Below are 18815 nucleotides of genomic sequence, written 5' to 3'. Positions count from 1 at the left end.
CCCACACAGCACGGCAGTTCACGGCTTCCGCACGGCCGCAACCTCTCGTTCACCTCCCTAGAACGGACTGCCTCATGACCGACACGGCCCCACCACCGCAGCCCGCGGTGGAACTCCCCGCCGACGACTACCCGGCCGCCAGCCGCTACGCCAATGACGATCTCCGCCCGGTGCCGCTCGCCGAGCGCCGCTGGACGACGTACAACTTCGTGGCCCTGTGGATCGGCATGGCCCACTGCATCCCGTCCTGGACGCTGGCCTCGGGCCTGGTGGCGCTGGGCATGGACTGGAAGCAGGCGGTGCTGACCATCGCCCTCGCCAACGTCATCGTGCTGCTGCCGATGCTGCTGACCGGGCACGCGGGACCCAAGTACGGCATCCCCTTCCCGGTCCTCGCCCGGGCGTCGTTCGGGGTGCGGGGCGCGAACCTGCCGGCCATGGTGCGGGCGGCGGTGGCCTGCTGCTGGTTCGGCATCCAGACGTGGATCGGCGGCCAGGGCATCTTCGTGCTCCTGGGGAAGCTGTTCGGCGGGTGGGCGGACGCCGGGAAGATCGGCGGCTACCCGTGGACGCTGTGGCTGTGCTTCGTCGTCTTCTGGGTCCTCGAACTGGCCATCATCTACCGGGGGATGGACACCCTGCGCCGCTTCGAGAACTGGGCGGCGCCCTTCGTCCTCGTCGGCGCGCTGGTGCTGCTGATCTGGATAGCGAACAAGGCCGGCGGGTTCGGGCCGCTGCTGCACGAGCCGTCGAAGGTCGGCTGGGGCCCGGACTTCTGGAAGGTCTTCTTCCCCGGCCTGATGGGCATGATCGGGTTCTGGTCCACGCTGTCGCTGAACATCCCGGACTTCACGCGCTTCGGCAAGGGGCAGAGAGCGCAGGTCCTCGGGCAGACACTGGGCCTTCCCACGACCATGACCCTCTTCGCACTGATGTCGGTCCTGGTGACGGCCGGTTCCGAGAAGGTGTACGGCGTCGCCATCTGGGACCCGGTCGCGCTGGCCGGCAAGACCGACAACGTCTTCGGTCTCCTCTTCGCGCTCATCACGGTCTTCGTCGCCACGATCTCCGTGAACATCGCCGCGAACGTCGTCTCGCCCGCCTACGACCTCGCGAACCTCGCGCCGAAGGTCATCAACTTCCGTACGGGCGCGATCATCACGGGCATCGTGGGCGTCCTGGTGATGCCGTGGAAGCTGACCTCGACGCCCGAGCTGTACATCTTCACCTGGCTCGGGGTGGTCGGCGGGCTGCTCGGCACAGTCGCGGGCATCCTCATCGCGGACTACTGGATCGTGCGCAGGACCGTGCTCCACCTGCACGACCTGTATGTGGAGGGCGGCCGGTACTGGTACTCCGGCGGCTGGAACTGGCGCGCCGTCGTCGCCTTCGCGGTGGGCGGCGTGCTGGCGGTCGGCGGTTCCTACTCGACCCTGGACGCGAACGGCGACAAGGCCGGGCCGTTCCCGGTCGACGGCATCATCCCGTTCCTGAAGCCACTGGCCGACTACGGGTGGGCCGTGGGGCTCGGGGCCTCGCTGATCGTGTACGTCGCGCTGATGGCGGGCGGACGGCAGCGAGAAGCCCGAGTGTGACCTGAGGCACGGCCCGCACGGCTCCGGCGCGGTCGCGGGGGAGTCGGGCAGGCGCCGCCGCACGGTGCGCGGACAGCGCTCAAAGCCGCTGTGCGGCAAGCGAATTGATGAAGCGCGGGAGGCCGGTACCGGCCTCCCGCGCCGTACGTTTCCGGCGGGCGCGACGGTCGTCGGATGCTCGTCCGACGGCACGGCCTGTCCGATATCCGAGACCGGCATCCCGATCTTTGTTGACTTCCTTCACGGCGCTGGGCCATATTCCTCGGCATGTCCCGCAGCGCCGTCACCCCCGAGCAAGCCGCCATTGAGCTGGCTCTCATCGGTGTGACCCCGCACTGCGTCTCCGACGTCCACTGTTGCTGACGCCCGCCCGAGCGCGCGAAATCCCTCGCAGGCGCGGCAGCATCCCATATTCCGGCCGGCAGTCCCACTGTCCGGTCGTCCCTCTGTGATCGCCCTCGCCGCCGCCTGCACGCAACGTCCCTGCCTGCAGCACTCCGAGAGGTCACCTCCCATGCGTCAACCGTCCGTCATATCGCGCCGCCTCGCAGCGGCTCTGGCCGTGTCCGCCGTGGCGGTGGGCGCTGCCGCGTGCGGCCCCCAGGACGGCAAGGCGTCCGGCTCCGGTGCCGCGGGCGCGCCCGAGAAGGGCGGCACGCTCACCGTCCTCAACAGCACTCCCCAGGAGGACTTCGACCCCGCGCGGCTCTACACCTCCGGCGGCGGCAACATCCCCTCCCTCGTCTTCCGCACGCTCACCACGCGCAACCGCGAGGACGGCGCGGCCGGCGCCGAGGTGGTGCCCGACCTGGCCACCGACCTCGGCACGCCCAGCAAGAACGCCACCGTGTGGACGTACCACCTCAAGGACGGACTGAAGTACGAGGACGGCACGGAGATCACCAGCGCCGACATCAAGTACGGGATCGAGAGATCGTTCGCCGGCGAGCTGTCCGGCGGCGCGCCCTATCTGCGTGACTGGCTGATCGGCGGCGCCGACTACCAGGGCCCGTACAAGGACAAGAAGGGCCTCGACTCGATCGAGACGCCCGACAAGAAGACCATCGTCTTCCATCTCAACAAGTCGGAGGGCGAGTTCCCCTACCTCGCCACGCAGACCCAGACGACCCCGGTGCCCGAGGCCAAGGACAAGGGCACCAAGTACGAGGAGCACCCGCTGTCCTCGGGCCCGTACAAGGTCGTCAGGAACGAGGGCGACGGCGAGCGGCTCGTCCTGGAGCGCAACCCGCACTGGTCGGCCGCCACCGACAAGGAGCGCAAGGCCTACCCCGACAAGATCGACGTACGCTCCGGGCTCGACTCCGCCGTCATCAACCAGCGGCTCTCCGCCTCGCGCGGCACCGACGCCGCCGCCGTCACCACCGACACCAACCTCGGCCCCGCCGAACTGGCCAAGGTCAGCGGCGACAAGGACCTCGCCGCCCGCGTCGGCACCGGCCACTTCGGCTACACCAACTACCTCGCCTTCAACCCGAAGGTGAAGCCGTTCGACAACCCCAAGGTGCGCCAGGCCATCTCCTACGCCGTCGACCGCTCGTCCGTGGTCAACGCGGCCGGCGGATCGTCGCTCGCCGAGCCCGCCACCACCTTCCTGCCGAACCAGAAGTCCTTCGGATACACGCCCTACGACCACTTCCCGGCCGGGAAGAACGGCGACGCGGCCAAGGCCAAGCAGCTGCTCAAGGAGGCCGGTTACCCCAAGGGCCTGACCGTCACCCTCACCCACGACAACGCCAAGAACTTCGCCACCAGCCCCGAGATCGCCACCGCGGTCCAGGAGGCACTGGCGAAGGCGGGCATCACCGTCAAGCTGCAGGGGCTCGAGGACACCAAGTACTCCGACACCATCTACAACGTGAAGAGCGAGCCCGGCTTCTTCATCAGCGGCTGGGGAGCCGACTGGCCGTCGGGCGGCCCGTTCTTCGCGCCGATCTTCGACGGACGGCAGATCGTCGAGAACGGCTACAACTTCAACTCCGGCCAGCTGAACGACTCCTCGGTCAACAAGGAGATCGACGAGATCAACAAGCTGACCGACCTGAAGGCCGCCGCCCAGCGGTGGGGCGCGCTCGACAAGAAGGTCGGCGAGCAGGCACTGACCGTGCCGCTGTTCCACCCGGTCTACAAGCGCCTGTACGGCGCGGACGTCAAGAACGTCGTCATCAGCGACTGGACCGGTGTGCTCGACGTCTCCCAGGTCGCGGTCAAGTAATCATGTCCGAAGCACTTCTCGCACAAGCGGAGAAGGCCGACGGGGCGGGGGCGGCCGACGTCGCCCCCGCCCCCGGGGGCCGCCCCTTCTGGCGACGGCTGCGCGCCCGCCGCTCCGCCCTGATCGCCGCCGCGGTCGTCGCCCTCCTCGTCGTCGCGGCCCTCGCCGCGCCGCTGCTCAGCGCCCTCGAAGGGCAGAACCCGACCACGTACCACCCCGCCCTCGTCGACTCCGGGAGCGGTGGCGTGCCGATCGGCTCGTTCGGCGGGATCAGCGGCGAGCACTGGCTCGGCGTCGAACCCCTCACCGGACGCGACCTGTTCGCCCGCGTCGTGTACGGAGCCCGGGTCTCGCTCGGTGTCGCGCTCGCCGCGACCCTGCTCCAGGTCGGCATCGGCACCGCCATCGGCCTCGCGGCCGGTCTCGGCAACCGGTACGTCGACCAGGCACTCAGCCGCATCACCGACGTCGTCGTCGCGCTGCCCATCATGGTCATCGCGCTCGGCGCGCTCGCCGTCGTCCCCGCCGGATTCCCGCGCCCCGTGCTGATCGCCGTGGTCGTCGGGCTCATCGGCTGGTCCGGGATCTCCAAGATCGTGCGGGCCCAGACGCTGTCCCTGAAGTCGCGCGACCACGTCGCCGCCGCCCGGCTCAGCGGCTGGAGCTCCTGGCAGGTCGCCCGCCGCGAACTGCTGCCCGCGCTCGGCGCGCCCGTCATCACGTACGCCGTGCTGCTCTTCCCGTCGAACATCGTCGTCGAGGCCGCCCTGTCGTTCCTCGGCGTCGGCATCAAACCGCCCACACCGTCCTGGGGACAGATGCTCAGCGACGCCGACACCTGGTACCAGGCGGCGCCCACCTATCTGCTGATCCCCGCCGTGCTGCTCTTCGTCACCGTGCTCGCGCTGACCGTCCTCGGCGAGGGCGTCCGCACCGCCCTCGACCCGCGCGCGGCGTCCCGGCTGCGGATCGGCACCGGCCGCAAGAAGGAGGCGGACGCATGACCGGGTTCCTGCTCCGGCGGGCCGTCGGCGCGGTCCTCGTGCTCTTCGCGCTGAGCGTCGTCGTCTACGCGGCCTTCTACGTCGCCCCGGGCAACGTCGCCCAGATCGCCTGCGGGCCGCGCTGCTCACCCGCCCAAGTCGCCCAGGTCAGCGCCCAGTTGCACCTCGGCGATCCGCTCTACCTCCAGTACGCGCACTTCGTCGAGGCGCTGTTCGCGGGCCGCGACTACTCCACCGGCACCGGTGTGCAGCACTGCCCGGCGCCCTGCCTCGGCCTCTCCTACCAGAGCGACCAGCAGGTCACCCGGCTGATCCTCGCCAAGCTCCCGGCCACCGCCTCGCTCGTCCTCGGCGGCGCCGTGCTGTGGGTGCTGCTCGGCGTCGGCACCGGCATCCTCTCGGTGTGGCGGCGCGGCCGTCCGACCGAGCGGATCCTCACCTGGATCACCCTGGCCGGCATGGCCACACCGGTCTTCGTCATCGGCCTGCTGCTCATCATCGTCCTGGTCACCGCGCTGCAGATCCTGCCGTTCCCGGACTACGTGCCGCTCACCGACGATCCCGAACAGTGGGCCTGGAACCTGCTGCTGCCCTGGATCTCGCTGGCCCTGGTCTCCGCCGCCCCGTACGCCCGCATGACCCGCGCCGCGATGCTGGAGACCCTCGCCGAGGACCATGTGCGCACCTTCCGCGCCTACGGGGTCAGCGAACGGGTCCTGGTGCGCCGGCACGCGCTGCGCGGCGCGCTCGCCCCGGTGATCGCGCTCGGCGCCCTCGACGTCGGCGCCATGTTCGGCGGCGCCGTCCTCACCGAGTCCCTCTTCGGGATCCCGGGGATCTGCCGCGAACTCGTCGACGCCGTCAAGAACGTGGACCTTCCGGTCGTCGTCGGCCTGGTGCTCGTCACCGGGTTCTTCGTCGTCCTCGCCAACGCCGTCGCCGATGTCCTCCAGGCGCTGGCCGACCGACGGGTGGTGCTCGCATGAGCCTCGTCTCAGTCAGCGATCTCTCCCTCTCCTTCGGCGACGTACGGGCCGTGGAGAACCTGTCGTTCGACCTCGAACCCGGCGGCGCGCTCGGCATCGTCGGCGAGTCGGGCTCCGGCAAGAGCGCCTCGGCGTACGCCCTGCTGGGCCTGCACCGGGGGACCGGCGCCCGGGTCACCGGCCGCGTCGAGGTCGCCGGCGTCGACGTGAACGCCGCCGACGACGCACAACTGCGGGCCCTGCGGGGCGCCAAGGCGGCGATGGTCTTCCAGGACCCGCTGTCCTCGCTGGACCCGTACTACGCGGTCGGCGACCAGATCGCGCAGGTGTACCGGGTCCACCACCGGGTCTCCCGGCGTGCGGCGCGGGCCCGCGCGGTCGAGGTCCTGGACCGGGTCCGCATCCCCGACGCGGCGCGGCGCGCCCGGTCCAGGCCGCACGAGTTCTCCGGCGGCATGCGGCAGCGGGCCCTGATCGCTATGGCCCTGGCCTGCGCACCCCAGCTGCTCATCGCCGACGAGCCGACGACCGCCCTGGACGTCACCGTGCAGGCCCAGATCCTCGACCTGCTGCACCAGTTGCGCCAGGAGACCGGCATGGGCCTGATCCTGGTCACGCACGACGTGGGCGTCGCCGCCGAATCGGTCGACGACGTGCTCGTCATGCAGCACGGCCGGGCCGTCGAACGGGGCCCGGTGCGCGAGGTGCTCGGAGCCCCCCGCGAGCCGTACACCCGGGCCCTGCTGTCGGCCGTGCCCCGGATCCCGGACGGCGACGCCCCGCGCGACGAGCGGCCGACACCGCCCGCGGAAGCGGGGGAGCCGCCCTCCGGGCGGACGGAGGGCTCTGAGAGACAGGCCCTCGTCGAGGCGACCGGCCTCCGGCACGTCTTCGGCCGGGGCGCGGCCGCGCACACCGCCGTCGACGACGTCTCGCTCACCGTCCACCGCGGCGAGACCCTCGGCATCGTCGGGGAGAGCGGCAGCGGCAAGACCACCCTCGGCCGGATCCTGGTCGGACTGCTCGACCCCACCTCCGGCGACCTCACCCGCCGGGCCAAGGTCCAGATGGTGTTCCAGGACCCCGTCTCCTCCCTCAACCCGCGCCGCTCGATCGGGGAGTCGGTCGCCGACCCGCTCCGGGCGGGCGGACAGCGCGACGAGGGCGCCATCCGGGCCCGGGTGGCCGGGCTGCTGCGCAGGGTCGGTCTCGAACCCGGCCACTACGACCGCTATCCGCACGAGTTCAGCGGCGGCCAGCGCCAGCGCGTCGGCATCGCCCGGGCCCTCGCCGCCGAGCCCGACCTCATCGTCTGCGACGAGGCCGTGTCCGCCCTCGACGTGACGACCCAGGCCCAAGTCACCTCCCTGCTGGCCGAGTTGCAGCGGGAGCTGGGTCTGTCCCTCGTCTTCATCGCGCACGACCTCGCCGTCGTACGGCAGGTCAGCGACCGGGTCGCCGTGATGCGGCAGGGCCGGATCGTCGAGGAAGGACCGGTGGAGCAGGTGTACGCCCACCCCCGGGAGACGTACACCAAGACGCTGCTCGCGGCCGTCCCCGCGCTCGACCCCGACCGGGCCGTCGCCCGGCGGAACGCCCGCGCGGAGCTGGCGGCGCTCTGAGCCGGCCCCGCGCGCCCGTCATGTGACCGCCGGGTAAAGGGAGTTGTCCGTCCGGACAGTACCGGCGGGCAGACCTCTGCCGAACGGACAAGAGGGAGGCGTGACGGTCCGACCTAGGTTTCAGCCACTGAACCCGGGGAGGACCTCATGCTTCGCTCCAGCACGTCCCGCACCAGCCTTTTCGCGCTGACCGCACCCTTGCTCGCCTGCTCCCTCGCCGCCTGTGGTGCGCGCGACGAGGGCGGTGAGAGCGGCTCGGACGGCGGCACCACCACCGTCACCATCGGCTACGACTCGCCGCTCTCCAAGGACCTGGCCGCCGTCGGTCTCGGCATGCGCAACTCCGCCGAACTGGCCGTCAAGCAGGCGAACAAGGAGAAGCTGGTCCCCGGCGTCACCTTCAGGCTCCGGGCCAAGGACGACCAGGGCACCCCGAACATCGGCCAGCAGAACGCGGCCGCGTTCGTCTCCGACAAGAGCGTCATCGGCGTGGTCGGCGCCTACAACTCCTCGGTATCCGCCGCCATGCAGTCCACCCTGCACGACGCGCGGATGGTGCAGATCTCCGGCGCCAACACCGCCGCCACCCTCACCAAGGGCGCCGACTACACCGACAACCCGAAGCGCCAGTACGACAACTACTTCCGGACCATCTCCACCGACGACGTCGCCGTGCCCGTCACCGCCGCGTACCTCTACAAGGACCTGAAGATCAAGAAGATCGCCGCGGTCGACGACAAGAAGACCTACGGCGCCCAGATCGTCGACGACTTCACCACCGCGTACAAGAAGCTCGGCGGCAAGGTCGTCCTCCACCAGTCCATCAACCCGGACGAGTCCGACTACTCCGCCGTCGTCAACACCGTCAAGTCCTCCGGCGCGCGGGGCGTGTTCTACGGCGGCGAGTACCCGCAGGCCGCCGCCCTGAAGAAGCAGCTCGTCGCGGCCGGCTTCGACGGGCCGATGGGCGGCGGCGACGCCGTCAAGGACGACCAGCTGATCTCCCTGGCCGGCGCCAAGGCCGCCGACGGCACCTGCACCCACTCCGACGGCGCGCCCATCGACAAGATGACCACGGCGACCTCGTTCGTCTCCGCCTACCAGGCCGCCGGATACCAGCAGACCTACGGCGTCTTCGGCATCTACACCTACGACGCGACCACCGCACTGATCAAGGCCGTCGGCGAGGCCGTCAAGGCGAACGACGGCAAGGTCGGCGACGTGACCCAGCTGCGCCCGAAGGTCGTCGAGGCCATGGCGAAGGTCTCCTTCGACGGCGCCACCGGCACCATCGGCTTCAACGAGTTCGGCGACAGCACCAACCAGGTCATCAGCATCAACTGCGTCAAGAACGGAAAGTGGGAGAACGGCGTCAAGGTGGTCACCGTCAAGTGAGCACCACCGACCTGTTCCAGCTCCTCGCCGACGGACTCGTCCTCGGCGCCATGTACGGCCTCATCGCGGTCGGCTACACGATGGTCTACGGCATCCTCCAGATCATCAACTTCGCCCACGGTGAGATCTTCATGCTCGGCGGGTTCGGCGCCCTCTTCGTCTACGCGTGGGTGCCGGGCCTGCACCAGGTCAACCTCTGGGTGGCACTCCCCGTGCTGCTGATCGCCGCCGTCCTGGTCTCCGTGACGGCGGCGGTCGCCGCCGAGCGGTTCGCCTACCGGCCGCTGCGCGGGGCGCCCCGCCTGGCCCCGCTCATCACGGCCATCGGCCTCTCCCTCTTCCTCCAGCAGGTCGTCTTCAACTTCTTCACGCTGCCCGGCGCCTCCGTCGGCGTCACCGCCCCCGTCCCCTTCCCCCAGCTCCCCGGCTCCCCGCTGCACCTGGGCGGCGTGAGCGTCTCCTCCGCGGCGCTCCTCACCCTCGTCCTCGCCGCCGCGGCGATGGTCGGCCTGACCTGGTTCGTCGGACGCACCCGCACCGGCCGCGCCATGCAGGCCACCGCCCAGGACCCCAGGACCGCCCGCCTCATGGGCATCGACACCGACCGGGTCATCGTCATCGCCTTCGCCATCGGCGCCGTCCTCGCCGCCGTCGCCTGCCTCACCCAGGGACTCCGGCTCGGCACCATCTCGTACAACATGGGCTTCATCGCCGGGCTGAAGGGCTTCACCGCGGCCGTGCTCGGCGGCATCGGGCACATCCAGGGCGCCATGCTCGGCGGCGTCGTGCTCGGTGTCGCCGAGTCCCTCGCCTCCGGGCTGCTGCCGCACCTCCCCGCCCTGCACACCTTCGGCGGCTCCGCCTGGAAGGACGTCTGGGCGTTCGTCATCCTCATCCTGGTGCTGCTGATCAGACCTCAGGGCCTGCTCGGTGAACGCCTCGCCACGGACAGGGCGTGATCACCGTGAAATTGCCCCGACTTCCCGCCCGCGCCGCCCGGGCGCTCACCCTCGCCGGAGCGGCCCTCACCCTCGTCTCGCCGTTCCTCGCCTGGACCTGGACCGCGCGCTTCCCCGGCAACCTCACCGTCACCGGCTACCCCGGCGGCAGCCAGCTCGTCACCCTCGTCACCGGGCTGCTCGCCGCGTACTTCACGGCCGCCGCCCTCGGCGTGCCCCACCTCGCCCCGCGCGGCGCGGTCCGGGCCCTGCGCGCCGCCGCCCTCGCCGCGTTCGCCTCGACCTGGATCACCGTCGGCGCCATCGCGATCACCCTCGGCGGCGTGGTCAACGTCGACCCCGGCGGCTGGCTCGCCCTCGCCGCCACGGCGCTGCTCGCAGGGGGCGCGTACACACTGGGCGACGACACCGTCGACGATCCGGCGCCCGACGCACGGCTGCCGCGCGTCGCCGAGATCGGGCTCATCACCGTCGTGTTCCTCGCCGCCATGTACGTCCTCGCCTTCGGGATCACCACCGGCTCCGCCGAGGAGTTCCTGGCGTTCCTGCCCGCCGCCGGGTTCGGCGCCCGCGCCCTGGTCGCGAGCGGGCTCCTGGCGCGGCTCAGCCGGATCAACGCCCGCAACCGCGTCGCCGTCTCCGTGGCCGCGCTCGCCGCCGCGCTGGTCTTCCCCTTCACCCAGGAGGGCGACCAGTACACGGCCATCGCCGACAACATCCTGGTGTTCGCGGCCGTCGCGCTCGGCCTGAACATCGTCGTCGGCCTGGTCGGGCTCCTCGACCTCGGCTACGTCGCGTTCCTCGGCACCGGCGCCTACACGGCCGCGCTCGTCTCCGGCTCCACCTTCTCCACGCTGCACGTCGGCCCCTGGCCGTTCTGGGCCACCGCCCTGCTCGGCATGGCCGTCTCGCTCGTCGCGGGGCTGATCATCGGCGCGCCGACGCTGCGGCTGCACGGCGACTACCTCGCCATCGTCACCCTCGGCTTCGGCGAGATCTTCCGGATCACCGTCAACAACCTCGACGGCAGCTCGGGCCCCTCCCTCACCAACGGGCCCAACGGCATCAACTCCGTACCGAACCTGGAGATCCTCGGCTTCGACTTCGGACAGCCGCACGTCCTGCTCGGCGTCACCTTCGGCCGCTTCGCCAACTACTACCTGCTGCTGCTCGCCGTCATCGCCGTCATCGTCTTCGTGTACGCGCGTGCGGGCGACTCCCGCATCGGGCGGGCCTGGATCGCGCTGCGCGAGGACGAGACCGCGGCCACGGCCATGGGCATCGAGGGATTCCGCTTCAAGCTGCTCGCCTTCGGTCTCGGCGCCTCCCTCGCCGGGCTCGCCGGCACGGTCATGGCGCATCTGCAGACCAACGCCGTCCCCGAGAACTACAAGTTCGCCGACACCGCGCCGCCCAACTCGGCGTTCCTGCTCGCGGCGGTCGTCCTCGGCGGCATGGGCACCGTCTCGGGGCCGCTGGTCGGCGCCGCCCTCCTCTATCTCCTGCCCGCCAAGTTCGAGTTCTTCAGCCAGTACCAGATGATGCTGTTCGGTCTCGCCCTGATCCTGATGATGCGCTTCAGGCCCGAGGGGCTCGTGCCCGACCGCAAGCACCAGCTGGAATTCCACGAAGCCGCCACCACTCAGATTGCGAAGACCCCGGCATGAGCCCAACCCCCTTGCTGGAGGCGCGCGGTGTCACCATGCGGTTCGGCGGCCTGACGGCCGTCGACGGTGTGGACCTCACCGTCGCCGAGGGCGAGATCGTCGGTCTGATCGGGCCCAACGGCGCCGGCAAGACCACCTTCTTCAACTGCCTCACCGGCCTGTACGTGCCCACGGAGGGCGCCGTCCTGTTCGAGGGCGCGACGCTGCCGCCGCGGCCCGCGAAGGTGACCCGGGCCGGAGTGGCGCGCACCTTCCAGAACATCCGCCTGTTCGCCAACATGACGGCCCTGGAGAACGTGATCGTCGGCCGGCACACCCGCACCCGCGCCGGTCTGCTCGCCGCGCTCGGCCGCGGCCCCCGCTACCGCCGTGAGGAGCGCGAGTCCCGGGAGCGGGCCGGGGAACTGCTCGACTTCGTCGGCCTCGCCGACCGCGAGCGACACCTCGCCCGCAACCTCTCCTACGGCGCCCAGCGCCGCCTGGAGATCGCCCGCGCCCTCGCCAGCGACCCCCGGCTGCTCCTGCTCGACGAGCCGACGGCCGGAATGAACCCCCAGGAGACGCGTGAGACCGAGGAGTTGGTGCACGCCGTGCGGGAGCGCGGCGTCGCCGTCCTCGTCATCGAGCACGACATGCGCTTCATCATGAACCTCTGCGACCGGGTCGCCGTCCTGGTGCAGGGCGCCAAACTCGTCGAGGGCGCCCCCGCGGTGGTGCAGGCCGACGAGCGGGTCGTCGAGGCCTACATCGGCGCACCCGACGACGAGGAGACGCCCGTATGAGCGCCCTGCTGGAAGTGGACGACCTCCGGGTCGCGTACGGGAAGGTGGAGGCCGTCAAGGGCATCTCCTTCCGCGTCGAGGAGGGCCAGGTCGTCACCCTCATCGGGACCAACGGCGCGGGCAAGACCACCACCCTGCACACCCTCAGCGGTCTCCTCGCGCCGGCCGCCGGCCGCGTCCGGTTCGCCGGCCGCGACCTCGCAGGCGTCCCCGCGCACCGGATCGTCGCCCTGGGCCTCGCCCACTCGCCCGAGGGCCGGCACATCTTCCCGCGGCTGACCGTCGAGGAGAACCTGCTGCTCGGGGCGTTCCTGCGCAAGGACGCCGACGGCATCGCCGACGACACCGAGCGCTGCTACACCCTGTTCCCGCGACTCCGTGAGCGCCGCGCCCAGGCCGCCGGCACCCTCTCCGGCGGCGAACAGCAGATGCTCGCCATGGCGCGGGCGCTGATGTGCCGGCCCAAACTGCTCATGCTGGACGAGCCCTCCATGGGCCTGTCCCCGATCATGATGAAGAAGATCATGGCGACCGTCGCCGAGCTCAAGGCGGGCGGCACCACGATCCTCCTCGTCGAGCAGAACGCCCGCGCGGCCCTCGCCCTCGCCGACCACGCCTACGTCATGGAGACGGGCCGCATCAGCCTCTCCGGCAGCGGCCGCGACCTCCTCGCCGACGACGGTGTCCGCAAGGCGTACCTCGGCGAGGACTGACCCGCACAGCCGCTAGTTCTTGCGCCCGACCCCGCCGAACATCGCCACTTCGGCGGGCTCGGTGTCCCCTGCCGTCTCCTCCGGCCGCCAGCGAGAGCAGGACAGGACGCCCGGCTCCAGCAGTTCGAGGCCGTCGAAGAAGCGGGTGACCTGTTCTGGGGTGCGCTGGTTCAGCTTCGGCGTGCCGTTCGCGTTCCAGAACGCGACGGCCTCGTCGACGTCCGGCATGTCCGGCCGGGTGATGGTGTGCGACAGCACCAGGTGGCTGCCCGCGGGCAGCGCGTCGATCAGGCGGCGCAGCAGCCCGTACGGGTCCTCGTCGTCGCCGACGAAGATGACCACGCCGAGCAGGATCAGCGCCACCGGCTGCGTGAAGTCCAGGGTCTTGGCGGCGATGCCGAGGATCTCGTCGACGTTGCGCAGGTCGGCGTCGATGTAGTCGGTGCTGCCCTCGGGGGAGCTGGTGAGCAGCGCCTGCGCGTGGCGCAGCACCAGCGGGTCGTTGTCCACGTAGACGATCCGGGACTCGGGCGCGATCCGCTGGGCGACCTCATGGGTGTTGTCCGCGGTCGGCAGGCCGGTGCCGATGTCGAGGAACTGGCGTATGCCCACCTCCGCGGTGAGGTACCGGACCGCACGCCCCAGGAAGGCGCGGTCGGCCTGGGCGTAGTCGGAGATGCCCGGGTGGAGCGCGCGGATCTGCTTGCCCGCCTCCTCGTCGACGGGGTAGTTGTCCTTGCCGCCCAGCCAGTAGTTCCAGATGCGGGCCGTGTGCGGCCGGCTGGTGTCGATCCGCTCGCTGATGCTGTCCTGGTGCGCGTCGCTGCCCGTCACAGGGACACCCCTCTCGTCGCCGATGATCCTCTGGCGCCCACTTTAAACGTGAACATGGCCAACGGGCCGTGCCGGATGCCGCGTTGACGGCCTCAGTACACGTCGCGCACGTACCGCTTGTCGGCCGCGAGCTGTTTCACGTACGCCGCCGCCCCCGCCTCGTCGAGCCCGCCGTGCGCGACCGCGATGTCGCGCAGTGCCCGGTCGACGTCCTTGGCCATGCGCGAGGCGTCGCCGCAGACGTAGAACCGGGCGCCGTCCTGGAGCCACGACCACAACTGCGGTCCGTGCTCGCGCATCCGGTCCTGCACGTACACCTTGGCGCGCTGGTCGCGGGAGAACGCCGTGTCCAGGCGGGTGAGGGTGCCGTCGGCGAGATGCGCGGCCAGTTCCCGCTCGTAGTAGAAGTCGGAGGCGCGGTGCTGCTCGCCGAAGAAGAGCCAGTTGGGCCCGCGGTGGCCGAGGAGCCGGCGCTGGTCGAGGAAGCCCATGAAGGGGGCCACGCCGGTGCCGGGGCCGACCATCACCATCGGGGTCGCGGAGTCGGCGGGCGGGCGGAAGGCCGGGGCCGCCTTGACGTGCACCGGGACCGCGGTGCCCGGCGTGGCGTCGGCGAGGAACGGCGAGCACACCCCCTGCCGCGGCTGCCCGTCGACGTTCTCGTAGCGCACGACGGAGACCGTCAGCGAGACGAGCTCCGGATCGGCGAGCGGGCTCGACGAGATGGAGTACAGGCGCGGCTGGAGGCGCCCCAGGACGTCGGCCCATTCCTGGGCGTCGGCCTTCACCGCCTGCTCGGCGACGACGTCGACGGCCTGCCGGCCCCAGCACCACTGGGCCAGACCGTCCTTGTTGTCCGGACGCAGCAGCTTCTTCAACTCCCTTGGATCGCGGGCCCGTTCGGTGACGAAGCGCAGCAGGTCCGGGGTGATGCGGGTGATGTCGAGATGGCGCAGCAGCGCCTCGTCGAGGGGGACGGGTCCGACGTCCTTCAGGGTGACCTCGGTGTGGCCGGTGAGCGCGGTGACCGTCAGCCACTGCGCCACGAGATCGGGGGAGTTGAGCGGCCGGACGCCGAGCGCGTCCCCGGCCTCGTACGCGAACGGCGTCTCGCTGTCCCGGGTGTCGAAGGTGAACCGGCGCACCTCCTTGCCCGAACCGGGGCCGCTCAGCAGGCGGTTGCCGGTGAGGCGCGCGGTGACGGGGGCGGGGCGGTTCGGGCGGCGCGCGGGAGGCCTCGGAGCGGCGGTCGCCGCCGTGCCGGGTTCCGGTGCGGCGGAGAGCGCCGCGACGACGTGGTCCAGCCAGGCGTGGGCCGAGTCCTCGTAGTCGGGCTCGCAGTCCGTGCGCGGTGCGAGGGGTGAGGCGCCCAGTTCGCCGAGGCGTCGGTCGAGGCGGCGGCCGTGCCCGCAGAAGTCGTCGTAGGAGGAGTCGCCGAGGGCGAGCACGGCGTAGCGGCGGCCCTCGAGGCGCGGGACGTCGGGCGCGGCCAGCGTCTCCCAGAGCCCGGCGCCGTTGTCCGGAGCGTCGCCGTCGCCGAAGGTGCTGGTGATCAGGAGCAGATCGGCGCCGGCCGGCAGCGCGCCGAGGTCGGCCTGGTCCATGCCGACGAGGGAGACGGCGTGCCCGGCGTCGGTGAGCCGGCGCACGGTGACGCCCGCGAACTCCTCGGCGTTCCCGGTCTGCGAAGCCCACAGGACGACGACCTGCTGCCGGGAGACCGGCGCGGCCGGCTCGGGCGCCCGCGAGTACATCCCAGCGAGCACCCCGTTCACCCACAGCGCGTGCTCGGCGCTGAACGGCGCCGACGACGGCAGCACCGGCACCCCCGGCGTCCCGGACGGGATGCCCGCGAGGAAGCCGACCAGATACTGCCGCTCCTGCGCGGAGAGCACGGGAGGCGGCGCGGTCTCCAGCCCGAACGGGCTGACGGCAGCGCCTGCTTCGGGCTTCGGCGCCTCGGCCGGAACGGCCGCCGCCACCTTGGTGAGCGACACCGCGCACACCTTGAGCTCGGGCTGGAAGGAGAGCGGGTCGACGGCGTCGTTCGTGACGGCGTTGACGCTCAGGTACTCGCCGAACAGGTCGTTCCAGTGGAACGGCGCGAAGCAGCAGCCCCGCTGGACCCGGTCGGTGACGACCGCGGGCAGTACCGCCCGGCCGCGCCGGGACGCGACCTCGACCGAGTCGCCGTCGCGCACGTCCAGCGACTCCGCGTCGAGCGGGTGCAGTTCGACGAACGGCCCGGGATCGAGCTTGTTCAGCTTGGGGACCTTCGCCGTCTTGGTGAGCGTGTGCCACTGGTGCTGCACCCGCCCGGTGTTCAGCGTGAACGGGTAGTCGTCGTCCGGCATCTCGGCCGCCGGTATGTGCGGCCGGGCATGGAAGACGGCGCGTCCGCTCGCCGTCGGGAACGTCGGCACGCCGTCCTCGTCGACGTAGCGGATCGGATTGCGGTCGGGGCCCTCCGCGTGCGCGGCGGGCCACTGCACGGGCGTCGCGCGCAGCCGCTCGTAGCTCACCCCGCGCAGGTCCCAGCCCGTCGCCGGATTCCAGGCCCGCTTGATCTCCTCGAAGATCTCCTCGGCGCTCGTGTACGAGAACCCGTCCGCGTACCCCATCTCCCGGGCGACCGCGGCGATCAGCTCCCAGTCCGCCCGCGCCTCGCCGGGCGGGTCGACGGCGGCCGGGGCGAGCGTCAGATTCCGCTCGCTGTTGATGAGGACGCCCTCGGTCTCCGTCCACAGCGCGGCGGGGAGCACCACGTCCGCGTACGCGTTCGTCTCCGTCTCGGCGAACACGTCCTGGGCGACGACGAACTCGGCGGCCTCCAGGCCCTCGATGACGGTGCGGCGGTTGGCGACGGACGCCACCGGGTTGGTGCAGATGATCCAGCACGCCTTGATGTCGCCGTCGGCCATCTTCCGGAACATCTCCACGGTGCCCCGGCCGACGCCGTCGGCACGCAGCGTGCCGCGGTCGAGCTCCCACAGGTCCTCGACGAACTCCCGCTCCGTGTCGACGAGTACGGACCGCTGGCCCGGCAGCCCCGGCCCCATGTAGCCCATCTCGCGGCCGCCCATCGCGTTGGGCTGCCCGGTCAGGGAGAACGGTCCGCTGCCCGGACGGCAGATCGCGCCCGTCGCCAGATGGAGGTTGATCAGCGCGTTGGTGTTCCAGGTGCCGTGCGTGGACTGGTTGAGGCCCATCGTCCAGCAGCTCGTCCACTCGCCCGCCTCACCGATCAGCCGGGCGGCGGTGCGCAGATCGTCCTCGGCGATCCCGGTCGCCGCGGCGACGGCGGCGGGGGCGTAGTCGGCGAGGAACGGCACCAGCTCCTCCCAGCCCTCGGTGTGCCGGGCGATGAACTCCGGGTCCGTGTCGCCGTTCTCGTGCAGCAGGTGCAGCAGGCCGTTGAGCAGCGCGAGATCCGTGCCCGGCCGGATCTGGAGGAAGAGATCGGCCTTCGCGGCGGTCGCCGTGCGCCGCGGGTCGACGACGATCAGCTTCGCGCCCGCCTTCACCCGCTCCATCATCCGCAGGAACAGGACCGGATGGCAGTCGGCCATGTTGGAGCCGATGACGAGGAAGACGTCCGCCCGGTCGAGGTCCTGGTACGAGCCGGGCGGCCCGTCCGCGCCGAGCGACAGCTTGTAGCCCGTGCCCGCACTGGCCATGCACAGCCGGGAGTTGGACTCGATCTGGTTGGTGCGCACGAACCCCTTGGCGAGCTTGTTCGCCAAGTACTGCGCCTCGAGGCTCATCTGCCCCGACACGTAGAGGGCGAGCGCGTCGGGGCCGTGCGTGTCGACGATGCCGCGCAGCCGCCGCGCCGTCTCCCGCACCGCCGTGTCCACGGCGGCGGGCTCCGGCGCCGCGTCGCGCGCGGGGCGCACCAGCGCGGTCGTGAGCCGGCCGGGGGCCGCGAGCAGATCGGCGGTGGTCGCGCCCTTCGTGCACAGCCGCCCGCGGTTGGCCGGGTGCTCCTTGTCGCCGGACGCCCTCAGGACCGTACGGCGGCCGTCCGCGCCCACGGTGATGTCGAGGACGAGACCGCAGCCCACACCGCAGTACGAGCACACCGTCCGCACCTGCTCCGCACTGCTCTCCCGCGAGTCCGGCGCGGCCACAGGCACCCCGCCCCTTCAGAATCGTTCCGCGCCGATCTGCTCGGCCGTCCGGTTCCGACCGTACGAAGGGTCCGTTACGCGGCTGTCTCCTGTGCCCGCCGACAGGGGTTACGTGGGCCGCACAGACGGGTGGAGGGCGGCGTGAGAGGCGGGCGTCAGCCGGCGGAGCCGAGGCCGGCCACCGCGTCGCCGGCCGCCTTCCGGGCACCCTTGATCATGGTGTCGTTCGCCGGCGCGCCCTTGGACTCGAAGTCGCTGCCGTTGTAGGTGACGGTCACCAGGACGTTGCCCCTGCGGACCGTCACCACCGACTCGCGGGTGTCCTGCTTGTCCTTCGTGGTGAGCGAGCTCGTGACCCGCGCCTCGTCCCCGAGGCCGGTGAGCGGGCTGTCCTTCGAGCCGCTGTTGTCCTGGTACGCCTGCTTCGCCAGCGCGTCGGAGCCCTTCACCTCGAAGGACACGTCGAGCCAGCGGTAGTCGTACCCCTTCAGCGCGCTCCAGGAGCAGCCGCGGCGCACCGACTCGTCCGTCGCCGACAGCTCCTTGCCCGCCTTCTTCGCGCTCGGCACCAGCGAGGAGATCGTCGTGGCCGAGACGGTGCCGCAGGGCGCGGGCGGCTTCGCGTACGTCTTCGCCGCCACGCTGGAGCTGGGGCTCGACGGGGTGGCCGAGGACTGCGGCGCCGCGTCGGACGTGTCCTTGGCGGCGGTCTCGGACATCGGCCCGGTGGACCAGGCCCAGCCGACGCAGGCGAGGATGCCGACGGGCAGCAGCCGGGCCGCCAGGGTGACCGGGAGCGGGAGAGAACGCACGGTGTACGTCCCTTACGTCAGGGGTGGGGTGGGGGAAGCCAGTCTCACACGGGTTGCTGTGCGACCGGTACCGCTACTTCTGT

General features: G+C 71.3%; 14 protein-coding genes. 11 read left to right on the top strand and 3 right to left on the bottom strand.

All coding sequences use genetic code 11. The features are described 5' to 3' along the window. Window positions 1-74 precede the first annotated feature (74 nt). The 11 genes from ABZ930_RS28175 (at window position 75) to ABZ930_RS28125 (ending at window position 12956) form a co-directional block, all read left to right on the top strand. Window positions 75-1595 (top strand): NCS1 family nucleobase:cation symporter-1, encoded by a 1521-nt coding sequence (locus ABZ930_RS28175; RefSeq protein WP_361553452.1) that lies wholly within the window; start codon window positions 75-77, stop codon window positions 1593-1595. Window positions 1596-1862: 267 nt separating this feature from the next. Beyond that, window positions 1863-1958 carry an Ms4533A family Cys-rich leader peptide gene (locus ABZ930_RS28170; RefSeq protein WP_361553449.1) on the top strand — a complete coding sequence of 32 codons (96 nt, stop codon included), beginning with the start codon at window positions 1863-1865 and terminating at the stop codon, window positions 1956-1958. Window positions 1959-2109: 151 nt separating this feature from the next. Beyond that, window positions 2110-3828, top strand: coding sequence for an ABC transporter substrate-binding protein (locus ABZ930_RS28165; RefSeq protein ID WP_361553446.1), 1719 nt, complete (start codon window positions 2110-2112; stop codon window positions 3826-3828). Between the two features lie 2 nt (window positions 3829-3830). Next, the gene (locus tag ABZ930_RS28160) at window positions 3831-4832 is read left to right on the top strand and encodes an ABC transporter permease (protein ID WP_361553443.1); all 1002 of its coding nucleotides are present in this window, start codon (window positions 3831-3833) and stop codon (window positions 4830-4832) included. Next, window positions 4829-5818 (top strand): ABC transporter permease, encoded by a 990-nt coding sequence (locus tag ABZ930_RS28155; protein ID WP_361553440.1) that lies wholly within the window; start codon window positions 4829-4831, stop codon window positions 5816-5818. The genes ABZ930_RS28160 and ABZ930_RS28155 overlap by 4 nt, the downstream gene beginning before the upstream one ends. Beyond that, window positions 5815-7440, top strand: coding sequence for an ABC transporter ATP-binding protein (locus tag ABZ930_RS28150; RefSeq protein ID WP_361553438.1), 1626 nt, complete (start codon window positions 5815-5817; stop codon window positions 7438-7440). The genes ABZ930_RS28155 and ABZ930_RS28150 overlap by 4 nt, the downstream gene beginning before the upstream one ends. 147 nt (window positions 7441-7587) lie before the next feature. Beyond that, the gene (locus tag ABZ930_RS28145) at window positions 7588-8835 is read left to right on the top strand and encodes a branched-chain amino acid ABC transporter substrate-binding protein (protein ID WP_361553435.1); all 1248 of its coding nucleotides are present in this window, start codon (window positions 7588-7590) and stop codon (window positions 8833-8835) included. Next, on the top strand, window positions 8832-9794 hold the full coding sequence (locus tag ABZ930_RS28140) for a branched-chain amino acid ABC transporter permease (RefSeq protein WP_361553432.1): 963 nt from the start codon (window positions 8832-8834) through the stop codon (window positions 9792-9794). The genes ABZ930_RS28145 and ABZ930_RS28140 overlap by 4 nt, the downstream gene beginning before the upstream one ends. Continuing rightward, window positions 9791-11461: a branched-chain amino acid ABC transporter permease gene (locus ABZ930_RS28135; RefSeq protein ID WP_361553429.1), complete on the top strand. Its 1671-nt coding sequence runs from the start codon at window positions 9791-9793 to the stop codon at window positions 11459-11461. The genes ABZ930_RS28140 and ABZ930_RS28135 overlap by 4 nt, the downstream gene beginning before the upstream one ends. Beyond that, window positions 11458-12243 (top strand): ABC transporter ATP-binding protein, encoded by a 786-nt coding sequence (locus ABZ930_RS28130; protein ID WP_361553426.1) that lies wholly within the window; start codon window positions 11458-11460, stop codon window positions 12241-12243. Before ABZ930_RS28135 ends, ABZ930_RS28130 begins: the two co-directional genes overlap by 4 nt. Then, window positions 12240-12956 carry an ABC transporter ATP-binding protein gene (locus tag ABZ930_RS28125; protein WP_361553423.1) on the top strand — a complete coding sequence of 239 codons (717 nt, stop codon included), beginning with the start codon at window positions 12240-12242 and terminating at the stop codon, window positions 12954-12956. Before ABZ930_RS28130 ends, ABZ930_RS28125 begins: the two co-directional genes overlap by 4 nt. A 12-nt stretch (window positions 12957-12968) precedes the next feature. Here the strand turns inward: ABZ930_RS28125 and ABZ930_RS28120 are convergent, their stop codons facing one another. The 3 genes from ABZ930_RS28120 to ABZ930_RS28110 form a co-directional block, all read right to left on the bottom strand. Continuing rightward, on the bottom strand, window positions 12969-13790 hold the full coding sequence (locus ABZ930_RS28120; RefSeq protein WP_361553420.1) for an SAM-dependent methyltransferase: 822 nt from the start codon (window positions 13788-13790) through the stop codon (window positions 12969-12971). A 92-nt stretch (window positions 13791-13882) separates the two neighbouring features. After that, the gene (locus tag ABZ930_RS28115; RefSeq protein WP_361553417.1) at window positions 13883-17920 is read right to left on the bottom strand and encodes a bifunctional nitrate reductase/sulfite reductase flavoprotein subunit alpha; all 4038 of its coding nucleotides are present in this window, start codon (window positions 17918-17920) and stop codon (window positions 13883-13885) included. A 155-nt stretch (window positions 17921-18075) separates the two neighbouring features. Continuing rightward, window positions 18076-18732, bottom strand: coding sequence for a hypothetical protein (locus ABZ930_RS28110; protein ID WP_361553414.1), 657 nt, complete (start codon window positions 18730-18732; stop codon window positions 18076-18078). Window positions 18733-18815 lie beyond the last annotated feature (83 nt).

The sequence above is a fragment of the Streptomyces sp. NPDC046716 genome (assembly GCF_040645755.1).
Lineage (GTDB): Bacteria > Actinomycetota > Actinomycetes > Streptomycetales > Streptomycetaceae > Streptomyces.
This window is presented reverse-complemented; position numbering and strand designations above follow the sequence as displayed.